Raw genomic sequence first — 16,997 nt, forward strand, 5'->3', positions numbered from 1 at the left:
CGATGGCCAGTACCACCGCCACGCAGGCGATATTGATCAGATCCGCACGGTCCGACAACCCCTGGTTGTCGTTCCTGGTCCGTCGTGGAGGGCAGTTCGTCCTCTCGGTGTGGGTGCTGGTCACGGCTGCTTTCCTCATGATCCACCTGGTGCCGGGTGATCCGGTTCGAGCCGCCCTCGGGATGAACGCCCCCGCCGAGCTCGTCGAAGCACGACGAGCGGCACTCGGCCTCGATCAACCCCTCGCTCTGCAGTACGTGCGGTATATCGGCGGCCTCTTCACCGGCGACATGGGCACGTCCATGATCACGAGCCAGCCGGTGAGCGAGATCATCTCGACACGGCTGCCGGCAACTCTGCAGCTGGCGGTGCTCGCCGTGCTGCTCGTTCTCCTCGTGGCCGTGCCGCTGGGCGTCACGATGGCGGTCGCCACGCGCGGTGGACGCCGACGAGGGGCGGAGCTGACCTTCGCCACCGCCACCGTCGTCCTCGCCGCCATTCCCGAGTTCCTCCTCGCGGTCGGCCTGGTATATGTCTTCGCCGTGTCGCTCGGGTGGTTCCCCGTGGCCGGAAACACCGCGTCGATGTCGCTCGTCCTGCCGGTCCTGGCGCTCGCTGTCGGCCCCATCGCCGTCTTCGCCCGGATCATCCGCGTCGAGGTGCTCGCCGTCCTCAGTCAGGACTTCATCCGCACGGCGCGCGCCAAGCGCCTCGCCCCTCGGCGGATCTATACGCGGCATGCGCTTCCGAACGCCATGACGGCCACGCTCACCCTCACCGGGCTCCTGCTCACCGGCATGGTCGCCGGCACTGTCCTCGTCGAGAACGTCTTCGCCTGGCCGGGCCTGGGAACGATGATCGTGCAGTCGATCCTGACCAAGGACTACTCGGTCGTGCAGGGCATCGTCCTCGTCTATGGCGTCGGCGTGCTGCTGGTCAACTTCGTGATCGACGTCGTCCTCGCGCTCCTCGATCCCCGCTCCACAATCCGGGAGGCATGATGTCTGCACGCTCGAAATGGTTCGACGTCGTCCGTTCACCCTTGGGCGCCACGGCGCTCGCCCTCGTCGTCCTCGTCGCGCTCACCGCGATCTTCGCGCCGATCATCTGGGGGCCGCAGGCCGAACAGGTCGATCCGACCGCGATCACGCAGGGCCCCAGCGCCGCTCATCTGCTCGGCACCGATTCCCTCGGGCGCGACGTGCTCGCCCGAGTCCTGGTCGCGACGCGCTTGTCCATCACTCTCGCGGTCGCCGCAGTCCTCATCGGCGTCACGGTGGGCACGCTCCTCGGTACTGCTCCCGCTGTGCTCCCCCGTTGGGCCGGACGCCTGATCGCCGGCGTGGTGAACATCGCTGTGGCCTTCCCCGGGCTCCTGCTCGCCCTGTTCTTCGCCGTCATCTTCGGCGTCGGCACCACCGGCGCGGTGCTCGCGATCGGTTTCGCCATGGCCCCCGGCTTCGCCCGCTTGACCCAGACCCTCTCCGCGTCGATCGCCGGCCGCGACTTCATCGCGGCCGCGCGCGTCGCCGGCGTCTCCCGCATCCGGGTGCTGATCCGGCACATCCTGCCGAACATCGGTGAGCCGCTCGTGGTCAACGCGACGGTCGGCGCCGGATCCGCCCTCCTCGCCTTCGCCGGCCTCTCGTTCCTCGGACTCGGCGTGCAGGTGCCTGCATACGACTGGGGACGGCTGCTCGGCGAAGGCCTGAACCGCATCTACCTGAATCCAGCTGCGGCGATCGGACCGGCCGTCGCCGTCGTCGTCGCCGGACTCGCCTTCAACCTGCTCGGCGAGACCGCAGCCTCCGTCATCGGCGGACGCAGCGCACGCCATCGCGGCAGGCTCCCCCAGTTCGGTCGCATGAGCGCCCCCGTTCTCGCGCAGGTCGTCGACGAAGACGTGGTACTCCGCGTCGACGATCTGCGCGTGTCCTTCCCCGGCCCCGATGGCTGGCTCACGCCAGTGCGAGGGGTGAGCTTCACCATCTCCCGCGGAGAGGCACTCGGAGTCGTCGGAGAATCCGGCTCAGGAAAGAGCCTGACCGCACTCGCCGCCGCGCAGCTCATCGAACGGCCTGGCCGGATCTCCGCCGCGCACCTGAGCTTCTGCGGCACACCCCTGCTCGATGCGCCCGAGCGCTCGGTGCGCAGTCTCCTCGGCACCTCTCTCGCCATGGTCTTCCAGGATCCGATGACCTCCTTCAACCCGACCAGGCGAATCGGATCCCAGCTCGCCGAAGCCGCATCCGAGCACCAGGGACTCAACCGATCGGCGGCGATGGCGCGCGCGGTCGACCGGCTTCAGGCCGTACGCGTGCCGGCAGCGCACCGGCGCGCCCGGCAGTACCCGCACGAGTTCTCCGGCGGCATGCGCCAGCGAGCGATGATCGCCATGGGACTGATGAATCACCCCCGCCTGATCATCGCCGACGAGCCGACGACGGCGCTCGACGTCACGGTGCAGCGTCAGGTGCTGCAGCTGCTCGCCGGGGTCCGCCGCGACACCGATGCCGCGATGCTGCTGATCAGTCACGACATCGCCGTGATCGCCCAGACGTGCGATCGGGTGCTGGTCATGTACGCCGGTCGCGTCGTGGAGGACCTCCCCGCTTCGCAGTTGCACACACACGCGCAGCATCCGTACACACGGGCGCTCCTCGACGTCGTGCCCGAGATCGACACCGACCGCTCGATCCCGCTCAAGATGATCCCCGGTCGCCCGCCCGCCCCCGGGGCGTTCCCAGCCGGCTGCGCCTTCGCCGACCGCTGTCCGCTTGCTTCCGCGCTCTGCCGCGAACAGGATCCGGAACTCGTCGACGATGCCGCCGGCCACCGCGTCGCCTGCTGGCACCCGGTCGATGGCGACAGCCCGGCGAAGGCCGACGCCACCGTTTCGGCGGTCACCTCAGCCCTGCCGATCGTCGAGCACGAGGGAGTCATCCGATGAGTGAGCTGCGTTTCGATCATGTGAGCGTTCGCTACGGCACGCACCGAGCAGGCCTCACCGCCGTCGACGACGTGAGCCTGGTCGTCCCCTCCGGCTCCGTCGTCGGGCTCGTCGGCGAGTCGGGTTCAGGAAAATCGACCCTCGCACGCGCCGCGATCGGGCTCTCCCCGATCAGCGACGGAACCATCACGCTCGGCGGAGTGGATGTGCGCAGCTTCCGCCGCCATCGCCCCATCCAGATGGTGTTCCAGGACCCGTTCTCCTCGCTCGACCCGCGGATGACGATCGGCGAGTCGATCGCCGAAGCCCTTCCGCGCAGCGTCCGCAGCCGCACCGCACGGCGTGCGGAGGTCGCACGGCTGCTCAATCTGGTGAGCCTGGACCCGGAACGCGCGACGTCGCTGCCCGCGGCGCTCTCCGGCGGCCAACGCCAGCGCATCGCCCTGGCTCGGGCTCTCGCCGGCCGGCCCGAGGTCATCATCGCCGATGAGATCACCTCGGCGCTCGATGTCTCCGTGCAGGGCTCCGTGCTGAACCTCGTCCGCGAACTGCGTGCCGAACTCGACCTCACGATGCTCTTCATCTCGCACAACCTCGCGGTGGTGCGGTATCTCAGCGACTACATCGCGGTGATGTACCTGGGGAAGATCGTCGAGGTCGGCCCGACCGATCAGGTCCTGACCGATCCGCAGCATCCGTACACGAAGGAGCTGCTCGCTTCCGCGCCGACGCGACACGGAAGTCTGCTCGAGATCGATCCGCTTGCGCTCATCGACGTCGAACCTGCCGATCCGCACGCTCCGCCCAGCGGATGCCGCTTCCACCCCCGGTGTCCGATCGGGCCGGTCGCACGCCCCGATCGCCAGATCTGCGTCATCTCCGAACCGCTCCAGCCCGTCGGCGGACGCGGTGCGGCATGCCATTTCGCCGGTACCGGCGCGGACGCCCCGTTGGGAACTGTGCCGAAGTCCCAAACGGTCGCCCTCCTTTCGGCCTCCGACACAAAACGGCAGCCGTCCTCGGCCGCCACAGTGAACTGACCTTCCGATTGGAGTTCCCATGAACCGCAGCGTGACCATCGACGACTTCCTCGCGATCACCTCTCCGGAGCAGCCGGCCCTCTCCCCCGACGGCTCGCGCGTCGTCTTCGCACTGCGCACGACAGATCGCGACGGCGACCGGGACACCCGCGCGCTCTGGCAGGTTGCCCGCGACGGCGGGGCTCCGAAGCGCCTCACGCACGGCACGGCCGACTCGACGCCCGTGTGGAGCCCCGACGGCAGCCAACTCGCCTTCCTGCGCGCCGGAGAGACCGGTGCGCAGGTGTGGGTCCTCCCGACCGACGGCGGCGAGCCGCGCGCTCTCACCTCGCTGCCGTTGGGAGCGGGTTCGCCGCAGTGGAGTCCTGACAGCACCAGGATCGCCTTCGCCGCCCCTGTCGACAGCGCCGCGCTCCCCGGCGATGACCGCGCGACGATCCTCGCCCGCCGCTCCGCCCCCGCGGCCGCCGACCGCCTCGGGTACAAGGCGGACGGCGCCGGACATCTCGGCACACTCGTCCAGCAGGTGCACGTCGTCGCCGTCGAGACGGGCGCGGTCACCGTGATCACCCGTGGCACGGCGCACACCACTGATCCGTTCTGGTCGCCCGATGGCACCCGCCTCGCCTTCTCGTCCGCAGCCGACGACGACGCCGACCTCACGATGCGCATCCAGGTCTTCATCACCTCCGCGACCGACCCGAACGCCGCTCCGGTGCGGCTCGGCTCCGCCGACACACAGGCCGCCGTCACCGGGTGGACCTCAGATGGCGCTCACGTCGTCGCCGCCGGTCGCACGAACACCGCCGTCGGCAACGCCGGTCTGCTGCTCTTCCCTGTGGAGGGCGGTGCGCCGATCGACGTGATCGCAGGACTCGACCGGAACGTCATGCCGGGCGGACCTGGATATCCCGGAGGCATGCCGCAGCAGGACGGCAGCGGGCGGCTGGTCTTCTCGATCCGCGACAACGGCTATTCGCACCTGTACACCGTCGCGACCGACGGAACGGATGCTCGCGCACTCGTCGCAGGGACCACGAACATCTCGGGACTCTCCGTCGCCGGCGCAACCGCGGCAGTCGTCCTGTCCACGCCGACATCCTTCGGCGACGTGGCGATCGTCGACCTCACCGACGGCACCGTGCACACCCTCACGGAATACGGATCGGTCGATTTCCCGATCGTCTCTGCTGAAGAGCGTCGTTTCACCATCGCAGACGGCACCGTCGTCACCGGCTGGCTCCGCCGCGACCCCGAGGCCCATGGACCTCTGCCGCTGCTGCTCGACATCCACGGCGGGCCGCACAACGCCTGGAACGGCGCCGCCGACCTCACCCACCCTTACCATCAGATGCTCGCGCATCGCGGCTGGGCGATCCTCACGATCAACCCCCGCGGCAGCGATGGCTACGGCGACGCATTCTTCAGCGCGGTGTCCGGCGCCTGGGGTGTCAGCGACGCGAACGACTTCCTCGAGCCGATCGATCAGCTCGTCGCGGAGGGCATCGCCGATCCCGCGCGTCTCGGCGTGTCCGGGTACAGCTATGGCGGCTACATGACTTGCTACCTGACCTCGCGCGACAATCGCTTCGCGGCCGCGATCGCCGGTGGCGTCATCAGCGATCTCTCCAGCGGCGGCGGCACGTCGGATGTCGGTCACTACCTCGCCGACAAGGAGAACGGCGGACTCCCCTGGCGCGACAAGGAGAAGTTCGCGGCGCAGTCGCCCTACACCCAGGTCGAGCGCGTCACCACCCCGACGCTCATCCTGCACGGCGCGGCAGACGACCGCTGCCCGGTGGGCCAGGCCGAGCAGTGGTTCGCGGCGCTGCGTGAGCGCGACGTTCCGACACGACTCGTGCTGTACCCGGGAGGAGCGCATCTCTTCCCGCTGTCAGGGCCGCCGTCGCACCGAGCCGACTTCTCGCAGCGCATCATCGACTGGGTCGAGCAGTACGCCCCGCCGGCGGGTACGCCGATCCGTCCGCGCCTGAACGCCACCCACTGGCAGCAGCGTCTCAGCGCGCTCGCCGAGGCCCATCACGTGCCGGGCGCGACGCTCGGCATCCTCCGGCTGGGTGAGGAGCCGGTGTTCGCACACCACGGCATCCTCAACATCCGCACCGGGATCGAGACCACCGACGACTCCGTCTTCCAGATCGGCTCGATGAGCAAGGCGTGGACCGCGACGGCCGCGATGAAGCTCGTCGATGACGGCCTGCTCGACCTCGACACCCCCGTCGTGCAGTACCTCCCCGAGTTCCGCGCGTCCGACGCCGAGGTCACGCGCACCGTCACGATGCGTCACCTGCTCACCCACACGAGCGGTATCGACGGCGATGTCTTCACCGACACCGGCCGAGGCGACGACACTCTCGAGAAGTACGTCGAGATCCTCGACGGGGTTGCGCAGAATCACCCACTGGGTGCGACGATGTCGTACTGCAACTCCGGTTTCGTGCTCGCGGGCCGCGTCATCGAGAAGCTCACCGGAACCACCTGGGACCAGGCGATGCGCGACCTCCTGATGTCGCCGCTCGGCCTCACCCACTCGTCGACCCTCCCCGAAGAGGCGATCATGTTCCGCGCGGCCAGCGGCCACACGGAGATCGGCGAGGACGGGCCGAAGCTGGCCCCGGCGTGGGTTCTTCCGCGGTCCATGGGACCGGCGGGGCTCATCAACTCGACCACCGCCGATGTCCTGGCGTTCGCGCGGATGCACCTCACCGGTGGTCTCGCGGCCGACGGCACCCGGGTGCTCTCTGAGGAGAGCGTCGCCCGGATGCAGCAGCACGAGGTCGATGTCCCCAACCCCTACACGATCGGCAACGGCTGGGGCGTGGGCTGGATCCTGTTCGACTGGGACGGCAAGAAGCTGGTCGGCCACGACGGCAACACGATCGGACAGTCGTCGTTCCTGCGCATCCTTCCCGAGGAAGGACTGGCGGTGACGCTTCTCACCAACGGCGGGAACACGCGTGATCTGTACGACGGTCTCTTCGACGAGATCTTCTCGGAGCTGGCGGGCATCCATCTCCCGGACGACCTCACCCCGCCGGAGGATCCGTACATCGCCGACTTCTCCGAGATCGTGGGGTCCTACGACCGCCAAGGCGTCAGCGCCGAAGTGCTCGAAGTCGAAGGCGGGTTGCGACTGCGCACGACCGTCACCGGCCCGCTGGCCTCGCTGCTGCCCGATCCGATCGAGGAGCACCCGTTGATCCCGGTGCGGGAGAACGAGTTCGTCATCCGACCCGAAGGCACCCAAGCCTGGCAGGCGCTCGTGTTCTACACGCTCGCCACCGGCGAGCAGTACATGCATTACGGCGTGCGCGCAGCGCCGAAGGTCTCATGATGGCGACGCAGGAGGCGTTCCTCGTCGACACCCTGGTCTCAGACATCGAGACCCTCGTGAACTGCGAGTCCCCGTCGTCAGACCTCGATGCCGTGGCGCGGAGCGCCGACGTCACCGCCGCCCTGGGTGAGCGCCTGCTCGGCGTCGCACCCGAGCGGATCGTACTCGAAGGGCGAACGCACCTCCGCTGGCGCTTCGGCACGCCTCGGGTGCTTCTGCTCGGCCATCACGACACGGTATGGCCGTCCGGTTCCCTGCAGTCCCATCCTTTCGAGGTCCGGGACGGCATCCTCCGGGGCCCCGGATGCTTCGACATGAAGACCGGCGTGGTGATGGCGTTTCATGCCGCGGCTGCGATGCAGGATCGCGACGGCATCTGCATCCTCATCACCGGAGACGAAGAGCTCGGCTCACCCAGCTCGCAGGCTCTCATCGAGGATGTGGCGCGGGATTGCGCAGCGGTCTTCGTGCTGGAGGCCGCGGCCGATGGCGGCGCGCTGAAAGTCGCCCGCAAAGGCGTCTCGCTCTACCGCGTCGTCATCACCGGTCGCGCCGCGCACGCCGGGCTCGAACCGCACCGTGGGGTGAATGCGTCCGTCGAGGCAGCTCATCTCATCCTGGCGATCAGCGGCCTCGGCAACTCCGACGCGGGCACCACGGTGACACCGACGCTTCTTCGCGCCGGGAGCACCACCAACACCGTTCCGGCCGACGCCGAGTTCGCCGTCGATGTCCGAGTGCAGACGCGAGCGGAGCAGGACCGCGTCGATCAGGCCATCCGTGCGCTCACGACGACGGTGCCCGGCGCGGAGGTGCGCATCGACGGCGGTTCCAATCGCCGCCCCATGGAGCGCACGGCCTCCGCCGAGCTGTTCGCGAGTGCGAGTGCCATCGCTGCGCGCCGCGGTCTGACGCCGTTCGACGGCGTGTCCGTGGGTGGTGCGTCCGACGGCAACTTCACCGCAGGGCTCGGCGTCCCGACGCTCGACGGGCTCGGAGCGGTCGGCGGTGGGGCGCATGCCGACGACGAACACGTGATCGTGGCGATGATTCCGGAACGGACAGCGCTGCTGGAGGGCCTGCTCATCGAGGTCCTCACGGGGGAAAGGGAATGAGCATCATGAAGACAGTGCCGCAGAGCGCCGCGCACGAGGCCGCCGGGGCGGCGAAGGCCGCGGCCGACGACGCCGGCGTGGATGTCCGACTGCTGTCCACGGTGGGCGAGTTCACCGAGGTCGCTGATCTGTTCAAGAGGATCTGGGCGTCGGATGGCAGCCAGCTGCCGGTGAACGTGGAGACCCTCCGCGCACTTTCCAAGTCGGGCAGCTATGTCGGCGGAGCCTACGACGGCGACGAGCTGGTCGGCGCCTGCTTCGGCTTCTTCGCCGCACCGGGCCGGCGTGCTCTGCACAGCCACATCGCCGGGGTCTCCGCGCGGATGCGGGGCCGCAGCGTCGGTTTCGCACTGAAAGCGCACCAGCGGTCCTGGGCGATCGACAACGAGCTCGACGAGATCTCCTGGACCTTCGACCCGCTCATCAGTCGCAACGCCTACTTCAACCTCGTGAAACTCTCCGCGACGCCCGTCGCCTATCACCAGAACTTCTACGGCCAGATGAGCGACGCTCTCAACGGCGGCGACGACACCGACCGGATGCTCGTGACCTGGTACGTGCGGGATCCGCGCGTCGCCGCCGCCTGCCGCGGCGAGGTCGCCACCGGCGAAGTGCCGGTCGGAGAGGACCTGCTCACCGTCGACGATCATCTCGGTCCGCTGCGCCACGAGACCTCGGCACAGCTCGTGCGGGTGTCGTTGCCGCGCGACATCGAACAACTTCGGAACACCGACCCGGACCGTGCCACGCAGTGGCGACTCGCGCTCCGCGACACTCTCGGCGCGCTGCTCGATCAGGGCGCGTCGGTCGTGGGATTCGACCGCACAGGCACCTACACCCTAGACAGAGGAGAACACCAATGAAGCTCACCGGAATCGAACTCCGCGTCATCGAGATGCCCCTGGTGGCACCGTTTCGCACGTCGTTCGGAGTGGAGACCGTGCGCGAGGCCATCATCGTGCGGGCTGTCACCGACGAGGCCGAGGGCTGGGGCGAGTGCGTCGCGATGAGCGACCCGCTCTACTCCTCCGAGTACGTCGAGGCGAGCCTCGACGTGATCAAGCGCTTCCTGCTTCCGGCGCTGGCGCAGGTTCCCGATCTCGATGCGTCGAAAGTCGCACCGGCGCTCGCGAAGTTCAAGGGTCACCGGATGTCGAAGGCCGGCCTGGAGCTCGCGATCCTCGACGCCGAGCTACGCGCCAGCGGAGTTCCGCTGTCACGCGAGCTGGGCGCCGTCCGTGACACGGTCGAGTGCGGTGTCTCGGTGGGCATCATGGAGTCGATCCCCGAGCTGCTCGACGCCGTCGACGGCTACCTCGACGAGGGATACGTCCGCATCAAGCTCAAGATCGAACCGGGTTGGGACATCGACCCCGTGCGGGCCGTGCGCGAGCGCTTCGGTGACGACATCCTGCTCCAGGTCGACGCCAACACGGCGTATCGGCGCGGAGACGGGCAGCACCTGGCAAAGCTCGATCCCTTCGATCTTCTCCTCATCGAGCAGCCCCTCGACGAGGAAGACCTCCTGGGACACGCCCAGCTCGCGAAGGTCGTGAAGACGCCGATCTGTCTCGACGAGTCCATCGTCTCCGCTCGCGCGGCGGCGGATGCGATCGCGATCGGCGCCTGCTCGATCGTGAACATCAAGCCGGGTCGTGTCGGCGGCTATCTCGAAGCGCGGCGTATCCACGACGTCTGCCAGGCCAACGAGATCCCCGTGTGGGCCGGCGGGATGCTCGAGACGGGTATCGGCAGGGCTGCCAACGTCGCCCTCGCTGCACTCCCCGGCTTCACCCTCCCTGGCGACACCTCCGGGTCCAACCGCTACTACTCGAGCGACATCACCGAGCCGTTCGTGATCGAGAACGGTACGCTCACCGTGCCGACCGGTCCCGGCATCGGAATCACTCCGCACCAGGATGCGCTGGACGACGTCACGACGCGTACAGAATGGATCACGTTCTGATCCGGAGGAACCGCATCGCCTTCGCGGATTGATTTCTGTGGAGCGCGACGAGATTCGGATACGATTTCGTCGTGCTCCACAGATTCAACCCCCGCAATCACCCCGTAGCGTGGGCGTCGTGCTCATGTCAGTGACGACACGACCCCGCGCCAGCCTCGGCCGTGTGATCGAAGATCTCGGAGCGACGCTTCTCGACGTCGTCTGCGGCAGTACCGACCGCGACATCGAGATCGAGGCCGTCGTGATCCACGACATCCTCGACGACGCGATGCCGATGCGCGGCGCCCTGGTGCTGGGCGTCGGGCTCAGCGATCCTGTGGAGATCGCAGCGCTTCTGCACGCCCTTGCCGCGCAGGAGGCGACTGCTCTGGTGCTGCGTGCGCCGGTGCGAGCCGACGACGCCCTGCTGGAGGCATCGGAGCAGACAGGCATCCCGGTTCTCGCTCTCACCCGCGGAGCGTCCTGGGCTCAGCTCACCGCGATGCTCCGCTCTCTGATCGGAGAGGGCGACGTCGGCGATCGCGGACCGCAGACGCTGGGCGGCATGCCGGCGGGTGACCTCTTCGCGCTGGCGAACGCGATCGCCACGCTGCTGAACGCTCCGGTGACCATCGAAGACCGCAACTCCCGCGTCGTCGCGTTCTCCGGCCGACAGGACGAAGCCGACCCCGCCAGAGTCGAGACGGTGCTGGGCCGACAGGTGCCAGAGCGATTCACCCGGCAGCTCGAAGAGCGCGGGGTGTTTCAGGAGCTGTACCGCAGTACGAATCCGATCGACGTCGAACCCGTCGGCACCACCGACGGCACCCCGTCGATCCCCCGCGTCGCCCTCGCCGTACGCGCGGGCGACGAGATTCTGGGTTCGATCTGGGTCGCGGTGCAGGAGCCGCTGAGCGGCGATCGGGTTCGTGCGCTCAAGGACTCGGCGGGGCTCGTCGCGCTGCACATGCTCCGTCTGCGGGCCGGGGCGGACGTCGAGCGTCGCCTCCGTGCCGACCTCCTCGCCACGATCCTCGAAGGAGGACCGGGCGCCGCCGATGCCTCGGCGAGACTTCGCCTGAACGACCATCGCTGCGTCGTGCTCGCCCTGTCGGTCGCCGACGGGCGCGGCGACGACCTGTCGCCTGACGCCAGAGGCGCCGCCGAGAGACAGCGGATCGCCGACGCCTTCGCCATGCACCTCGGCGCCGTCTACCTCCGCTCGGCCGTCGCCGTCGTCGGCAATGTCATCTACGCCGTCGCCGGGGCCCGCCCCGACCACAGCGACGCCGACCTCCGCGCCGCCCGCGTCGCGACAGACTTCCTCGGCCGTCTCGGATCATCCTCCGACATCCGCGTCGGCGTCGGAACGATCGCCGAGGACACCTCCACGATCCCGGTCTCGCGAATCCACGCCGATCGCGCGCTGCGGGTCATCCAGCAGTCCACCCGCCACGACGCGGTCGCCGTCTTCGCAGCGGTGCAGATGGACGCGCTTTTGGTCGAGTTGGGCGATCTGGTACGTGCCCGCGGCGATCAGCCGACGGGAGCCGTCGCCCTGCTGATCGCACACGATCGAGAGCGCGGCACCCAGTTCGTTGAGACCCTGCGCGCATGGCTGGATGCCTTCGGCGACGTGAGCGTGGCCGCGAAGCGCGTCTATGCGCACCCGAACACGTTCCGCTATCGCCTGCGCCGGCTCGGCGAGATCAGTGACCTGGATCTGACCGACCCGGACACCCGCTTCTCGGCGATGGTTCAGCTGCGCCTGCTCGTTCCCGACGAGATCAGGACATGATGCGCGCACCGGCGACGGCGCCGTGCACGTGCAGCGGGTCGTAACCGGCCATCCGCAGCGTCGACTGCACGTCCTGTGCGCTCTCCGGGCCATCGCAGAGCAGCGCGACGGTCGGCCCTGAGCCGGAGATGATGCCGGCAAGAGCGCCCTCGCGGATGCCGATCTGGATCGTCTCCGCGAGGTCAGGACGTTCGTGGACGGCCGCCGCCTGCAGATCGTTGTGCAGGCTCTCCGCGAGCAGCGCCGGATCGCCCGAGCGCAGCGCCTGCAGCACCGGGATCGGTACGTCGAGCGAGACCGGCGGGTCGTCGGCGAGCGCCCCCTCCTCCGCGCGCAGCGCGTCCAGGCGTTGGTACACCACCGGGGTGGACAGTCCCTCGTCGCTCGTCACCAGCACCCAGTCGAAACGTCCCCTGGCGAGTGCGGGATTGAGCTGATCACCGCGGCCCGTACCGACGGCCGTGCCGCCGTGCAACGCGAACGGCACATCGGCGCCGAGTCGCGCAGCGAGCTCGTGCAGTCGCGACGGAGACAGTCCGGTGCCCCACAGCGCATCGCAGGCGACGAGAGCCGCAGCCGCATCCGCCGACCCGCCGCCCATGCCCCCCGCGACCGGAACGCTCTTGCGGATCTGGAGTGCCACACCACCGGAATAGTCCGTCGCCGAAGCCAGCAGCTTCGCCGCGCGCATCGCCAGGTTGCGGTCGTCGAGCGGGACGCTGTCCGGGTCGTCCACGCCCGAGACCGTCACCGAGAAATCGTCCGCGTGGTGCGCGATCACGTCCTCATAGAGCGACACCGCCTGGAACACCGTCGCCAGGGCGTGATACCCGTCGTCGTGGCGCGCGCCGACGCCGAGGAAGACGTTGATCTTCCCCGGTGCCCGCACGTGCACGGCATCCGAGATCGAGGCGAAGCTCATGGGCTCGGGCTCACAGGTCGGACGACTTCGCCCAGAGGTTCACGTCGACGGCGTCGGCGAGCTCGTCGATCCGGGCGAGTTCCGAGGCGTCGAACGCGGGACCGTTCACGGCGGCGATGTTCTCGTCCAGCTGCGATGTCCGCGACGCTCCGATGAGCGCGGACGTGACGACCGGGTTGCGCAGCGTCCACTGCAGAGCCATCTGCGCGAGCGACTGACCGCGGTCGCGGGCGACGTCGTTCAGTGCACGCAGCGTGTCGACCGCAGCGGAGGTGAGCGGGCCGTCCGGGAGCGATCCGCGCTGTTGCGCGCGATCGGCGGTGCCGTCGCCGAGGTACTTGTCGGTGAGCAGCCCCTGCGCAAGCGGGGTGAACGCGATGGCGCCGAGTCCGTTCTGCTCCAGCGTCGCGGTGAGCCCGTCCTCCACCCAGCGGTTCAGGATCGAGTACGCGGGCTGGTGGATCACCAGCGGGGTGCCGAGATCGCGGGCGACCTTCACCGCCGCCTCGGTGCGCTCAGCGCTGTACGACGAGATGCCCACGTAGAGCGCCTTGCCCTGCCGGACGAGGGTGTCCAGCGCGCCGATGGTCTCCTCGATCGGCGTGACCGGGTCGACGCGGTGCGAGTAGAAGATATCGACGTAGTCGAGTCCCATCCGCGTCAGCGACTGCTCGGCGCTCGCAAGGATGTACTTGCGGCTGCCGAGGTCGCCGTAGGGACCGGGCCACATGTCCCAGCCGGCTTTCGACGAGATGATCAGCTCGTCGCGATACGGGCGGAGGTCCTCGGCGAAGATCCGGCCGAAGTTCTTCTCGGCAGAGCCATAGGGCGGGCCGTAGTTGTTGGCCAGATCGAAATGCGTGATGCCTCGGTCGAAGGCATGGCGAAGCAGCGCTCGCTGGTTGTCGAGCGGGATGTTATCGCCGAAGTTCCACCACAGGCCCAGCGAGATCGGCGGCAGATACAAGCCGGTCGTGCCGACCTGGCGGTACTCGAACTGCTCGTAACGGTTCTCGGCCGCCGCGTACGGGCGGTGGAGTTCGGGGACGTCGGGGCTGAAGCGCGAAGACTCTGTCACCGTGCCAGGTTAGTCCCTGACCGTCAGTGAGCGCGTTCGCTCTCGTCGATCTCGATGCGCTCGGCATGCTGGGCGATGCGCTGATAGTCGTCGACAGTGAGATCCTCGCCCCGCGCCGTCGGTGCGACCCCGGCAGCGATCAGGATCTCGGATGCGCTGGCCGAGCTGCCGAAGATCCCGGAGAGCGCCTGTCGGAGCATCTTGCGACGCTGGTTGAAGGCGGCGTCCACGATCGCGAAGGTGCGTCGCCGCTCTTCCTCAGTGCCGCGTGCCGTCGCCGCACGAGCGAACCCGACGAGAAGGCTGTCGACGTTGGGAACCGGCCAGAACACCTGGCGCGAGACGGTGCCCGAGAGCTTCCATTCCCCGTACCAGGCGGCCTTCACACTCGGCGTGCCGTAGATCTTCGACCCCGGTTTCGCGGCGATCCGCTCGGCGACCTCCGCCTGCACCATCACGACTCCGCGCTGCAGGTAGGTGAAGTTCTCGAGGAAATGCAGCAGCACGGGCACCGACACGTTGTACGGCAGATTGGCGACCAGCACGGTCGGTTCGCCCGGAAGCTCGGTGATGCGAAGCGCGTCGGCGTCGACGACGGTGAGCATCTCGGGCGGGACGCCGTGCTCAGCGGCAGTCTGCGCCAGGCGCGCGGCCAGGCGGTGGTCGATCTCGACGGCGGTGACGGATGCTCCGGCTTCGAGGATGGCGAGCGTGAGCGAGCCCAGGCCCGGTCCGACCTCCACGACGCGCTCCCCCGGCTGAACGCGTGCCGCTTGCACGATCTTGCGGACGGTGTTCGCGTCGACGACGAAGTTCTGGCCGAGCTTCTTCGTGGGGGTGACGTCGAGCTCGGCGGCAAGGCGGCGGATCTCGGTGGCGCCGAGCAGGGTGACGGTCATCCGTCCATTGTCCCCTACCGCCAGTACTCTTTGATGATGCCCTCCCTCGGTGACCTCGTCGCGCCTCGCCGGATGGGAAGAGACTTCCGCTGGCTGCTCGCTTCTTCCTGGACGAGCAATATCGGCGATGGAGTCGCCCTCGCGGCGGCGCCTCTGCTGATCGCCTCGATGACGTCGTCGCCGATCCTGGTGGCATCCGGCGCCATCCTGCAGTTCCTGCCGTGGTTGCTCTTCGGCCTGCATGCGGGCGCCATCGCCGACCGGTTCGATCGCCGCCGACTGGTGATGTTCGCGAACGCCGCCCGCGCCGTCGTCCTGGCCGCGCTGTGCGTCTTCCTCGTCACCGGCTCGGCCAACATCTGGATCGTCTTCGCGGTCGCATTCCTGTACGGGACCGCCGAGGTGTTCGTCGACACGGCGGGCAGCACCCTGCTGCCGATGGTCGTGAAGCCGGCAGATCTCGGCCTCGGCAATGCGCGGCTGCAAGCCGGATACCTCGTCGCGAATCAGTTCGCCGGCCCGCCGCTGGGCGCCTTCCTGTTCGCCGCGGGCACGGCCTGGCCGTTCCTGCTCGAAGTCATCTGCGTGTCGTTCGCCGTCCTACTGATCTCGCGGATGGCGAAGACACCCGTTCCGCCGAGAGAGTCCGGCGCGCACACCCCGGTGCACACGGACATCGCCGAGGGGCTGCGCTGGCTGTGGCGAAACCCGCCGGTGCGGATGCTGGTGCTGATCATCCTCGTCTTCAACATCACGTGGGCCGCCCCCTGGGGCGTCCTCGTGCTGTACGCGACGGAGCACCTGCAGATGGGCCCCGTGGGGTACGGCATGCTCACGACGGCGTCCGCCGCCGGCGGCCTGCTCGCGACGGTGAGCTTCGGCTGGCTGGAACGGCACGTGTCGTTCGCCACCCTCATGCGCGTCGTGCTGACGCTCGAGGTGTTGATGCACCTCGCGTTCGCGCTCACCACCGTTGATTGGGTCGCTCTGGTGATCATGTTCGTCTTCGGCGCGTATGCGTTCATCTGGGGCACGATCTCGACGACGGTGCGCCAGCGGCTGGTACCAGCCGAGCTGCAGGGCCGGGTCGCCTCGGTGAACATGGTCGGCGTCTTCGGCGGCATGGTCATCGGCCAGGCGCTGGGCGGCGTGATCGCCCAGTTCTGGGGACTGACCGGTCCCTGGTGGTTCGCCTTCGTCGGCGCCGCGATCACGCTGCTCCTGGTGTGGAAGCCGATCTCGCAGATCGTCAGCGCGAAGCCGGTCGACGAGCCCGAGCAGGGCGAATGATGTCGAGGCGCTTCAGTAACGCCGAGGCGCTTCAGCTGAAGAGGTCGACGAGCGTGTCGACGCGAGCACCATGGTTCTCCGGTGCGAGGCGGCGCTCACGGGCCAGCACCGCGATCCCGTGCAGCCCGCTCCAGAAGACCTCGCCTCGCGTCGCCGCGTCCGCATCGCTCTTGCCGCCGACGACAGCGACGAGCACCGCGAATCCCTCACGCAGCTCCTGCGGTGTCGATTCCTGAGCGAACTCGACGGCGAGACGCATCGAGAACATCGCCTCGTAGGTGGCCGGATGCTCTGCCGCGAAGGCGAGATAGGCCTCCACGAACGCCCTCACCCGTTGTGCGCCCTCCACTCCTCCCGATGCCTCACGCATCGCGGCGGTGAAGTCGCGGAATCCCGACAGCGCCACGGCGTTCACGATGCCGTCCCTGCCGTCAGGGAAGTGGCCGTAGAGAACCGGCGGGCTGTACTCGATCTCGCCGGCGAGGCGGCGTGTCGTCACCGCCGACCACCCATCGCGTTCGGCGATCTCCCGCGCGCGGGTGACGATGCGCTGCTCGCGGTCCTGGCGGTCTCGCGCTTTGCGCTCCTGCACTCCCATCTCCGAA

At 68.6% G+C, this 16,997-nt stretch carries 13 protein-coding genes; 9 read left to right on the forward strand and 4 right to left on the reverse strand.

Translation table 11 applies throughout. The annotated features are described in order from the left end of the window. Positions 1-2 precede the first annotated feature (2 nt). The 8 genes from MRBLWH12_RS08150 (at position 3) to MRBLWH12_RS08185 (ending at position 12,203) form a co-directional block, all read left to right on the forward strand. Positions 3-1,001, forward strand: a complete 999-nt coding sequence (locus tag MRBLWH12_RS08150) for an ABC transporter permease (RefSeq protein ID WP_341974085.1) — start codon at positions 3-5, stop codon at positions 999-1,001. After that, positions 1,001-2,950: a dipeptide/oligopeptide/nickel ABC transporter permease/ATP-binding protein gene (locus tag MRBLWH12_RS08155; protein WP_363548012.1), complete on the forward strand. Its 1,950-nt coding sequence runs from the start codon at positions 1,001-1,003 to the stop codon at positions 2,948-2,950. The genes MRBLWH12_RS08150 and MRBLWH12_RS08155 overlap by 1 nt, the downstream gene beginning before the upstream one ends. After that, on the forward strand, positions 2,947-3,990 hold the full coding sequence (locus MRBLWH12_RS08160) for an ABC transporter ATP-binding protein (protein ID WP_363548015.1): 1,044 nt from the start codon (positions 2,947-2,949) through the stop codon (positions 3,988-3,990). The genes MRBLWH12_RS08155 and MRBLWH12_RS08160 overlap by 4 nt, the downstream gene beginning before the upstream one ends. Before the next feature lie 19 nt (positions 3,991-4,009). After that, the gene (locus MRBLWH12_RS08165; protein ID WP_363548017.1) at positions 4,010-7,345 is read left to right on the forward strand and encodes a serine hydrolase; all 3,336 of its coding nucleotides are present in this window, start codon (positions 4,010-4,012) and stop codon (positions 7,343-7,345) included. Beyond that, entirely contained in the window at positions 7,345-8,460 is a 1,116-nt protein-coding gene (locus MRBLWH12_RS08170) for a M20 family metallopeptidase (protein ID WP_363548020.1), read from the forward strand. The genes MRBLWH12_RS08165 and MRBLWH12_RS08170 overlap by 1 nt, the downstream gene beginning before the upstream one ends. Next, the gene (locus MRBLWH12_RS08175; RefSeq protein ID WP_341974080.1) at positions 8,457-9,323 is read left to right on the forward strand and encodes a GNAT family N-acetyltransferase; all 867 of its coding nucleotides are present in this window, start codon (positions 8,457-8,459) and stop codon (positions 9,321-9,323) included. The genes MRBLWH12_RS08170 and MRBLWH12_RS08175 overlap by 4 nt, the downstream gene beginning before the upstream one ends. After that, positions 9,320-10,426: an o-succinylbenzoate synthase gene (menC, locus tag MRBLWH12_RS08180; RefSeq protein ID WP_341974079.1), complete on the forward strand. Its 1,107-nt coding sequence runs from the start codon at positions 9,320-9,322 to the stop codon at positions 10,424-10,426. Before MRBLWH12_RS08175 ends, menC begins: the two co-directional genes overlap by 4 nt. 163 nt (positions 10,427-10,589) lie before the next feature. After that, positions 10,590-12,203, forward strand: coding sequence for a PucR family transcriptional regulator (locus MRBLWH12_RS08185; RefSeq protein WP_363548025.1), 1,614 nt, complete (start codon positions 10,590-10,592; stop codon positions 12,201-12,203). Here MRBLWH12_RS08185 and MRBLWH12_RS08190 read toward each other — a convergent pair. Genes MRBLWH12_RS08190 through rsmA form a run of 3 tightly spaced genes read right to left on the reverse strand, consistent with a single transcriptional unit; the run spans position 12,193 to position 15,102 of the window. After that, on the reverse strand, positions 12,193-13,125 hold the full coding sequence (locus MRBLWH12_RS08190) for a 4-(cytidine 5'-diphospho)-2-C-methyl-D-erythritol kinase (protein WP_341974077.1): 933 nt from the start codon (positions 13,123-13,125) through the stop codon (positions 12,193-12,195). The genes MRBLWH12_RS08185 and MRBLWH12_RS08190 overlap by 11 nt on opposite strands. Before the next feature lie 10 nt (positions 13,126-13,135). Beyond that, positions 13,136-14,203 carry an L-glyceraldehyde 3-phosphate reductase gene (gene mgrA / locus MRBLWH12_RS08195; protein ID WP_341974076.1) on the reverse strand — a complete coding sequence of 356 codons (1,068 nt, stop codon included), beginning with the start codon at positions 14,201-14,203 and terminating at the stop codon, positions 13,136-13,138. Positions 14,204-14,226: 23 nt separating this feature from the next. Beyond that, on the reverse strand, positions 14,227-15,102 hold the full coding sequence (gene rsmA, locus MRBLWH12_RS08200) for a 16S rRNA (adenine(1518)-N(6)/adenine(1519)-N(6))-dimethyltransferase RsmA (RefSeq protein ID WP_363548029.1): 876 nt from the start codon (positions 15,100-15,102) through the stop codon (positions 14,227-14,229). 36 nt (positions 15,103-15,138) lie between these two features. On the opposite strand from rsmA, the gene MRBLWH12_RS08205 reads away from it, so the two are divergent. Next, a complete protein-coding gene (locus tag MRBLWH12_RS08205) occupies positions 15,139-16,392 on the forward strand; it encodes an MFS transporter (RefSeq protein ID WP_363548032.1) in 1,254 nt (417 codons plus the stop codon). Between the two features lie 31 nt (positions 16,393-16,423). Here MRBLWH12_RS08205 and MRBLWH12_RS08210 read toward each other — a convergent pair whose 3' ends face one another. Beyond that, positions 16,424-16,990: a TetR/AcrR family transcriptional regulator gene (locus MRBLWH12_RS08210; RefSeq protein ID WP_341974072.1), complete on the reverse strand. Its 567-nt coding sequence runs from the start codon at positions 16,988-16,990 to the stop codon at positions 16,424-16,426. Positions 16,991-16,997: the final 7 nt, after the last annotated feature.

This window comes from Microbacterium sp. LWH12-1.2 (assembly GCF_040675825.1).
Lineage (GTDB): Bacteria > Actinomycetota > Actinomycetes > Actinomycetales > Microbacteriaceae > Microbacterium.

Excerpts from the sequence above, each read along its gene's own strand:
- MRBLWH12_RS08160 (WP_363548015.1), top strand. The coding sequence starts at position 2,947 with ATGAGTGAGCTGCGTTTCGATCATGTGAGCGTTCGCTACGGCACGCAC.
- menC (WP_341974079.1), top strand. The coding sequence starts at position 9,320 with ATGAAGCTCACCGGAATCGAACTCCGCGTCATCGAGATGCCCCTGGTG.
- MRBLWH12_RS08155 (WP_363548012.1), top strand. The coding sequence starts at position 1,001 with ATGTCTGCACGCTCGAAATGGTTCGACGTCGTCCGTTCACCCTTGGGC.
- MRBLWH12_RS08190 (WP_341974077.1), bottom strand. The coding sequence starts at position 13,125 with ATGAGCTTCGCCTCGATCTCGGATGCCGTGCACGTGCGGGCACCGGGG.
- MRBLWH12_RS08150 (WP_341974085.1), top strand. The coding sequence starts at position 3 with ATGGCCAGTACCACCGCCACGCAGGCGATATTGATCAGATCCGCACGG.
- MRBLWH12_RS08205 (WP_363548032.1), top strand. The coding sequence starts at position 15,139 with ATGCCCTCCCTCGGTGACCTCGTCGCGCCTCGCCGGATGGGAAGAGAC.
- MRBLWH12_RS08170 (WP_363548020.1), top strand. The coding sequence starts at position 7,345 with ATGGCGACGCAGGAGGCGTTCCTCGTCGACACCCTGGTCTCAGACATC.
- MRBLWH12_RS08175 (WP_341974080.1), top strand. The coding sequence starts at position 8,457 with ATGAGCATCATGAAGACAGTGCCGCAGAGCGCCGCGCACGAGGCCGCC.
- MRBLWH12_RS08165 (WP_363548017.1), top strand. The coding sequence starts at position 4,010 with ATGAACCGCAGCGTGACCATCGACGACTTCCTCGCGATCACCTCTCCG.
- rsmA (WP_363548029.1), bottom strand. The coding sequence starts at position 15,102 with ATGACCGTCACCCTGCTCGGCGCCACCGAGATCCGCCGCCTTGCCGCC.
- MRBLWH12_RS08210 (WP_341974072.1), bottom strand. The coding sequence starts at position 16,990 with ATGGGAGTGCAGGAGCGCAAAGCGCGAGACCGCCAGGACCGCGAGCAG.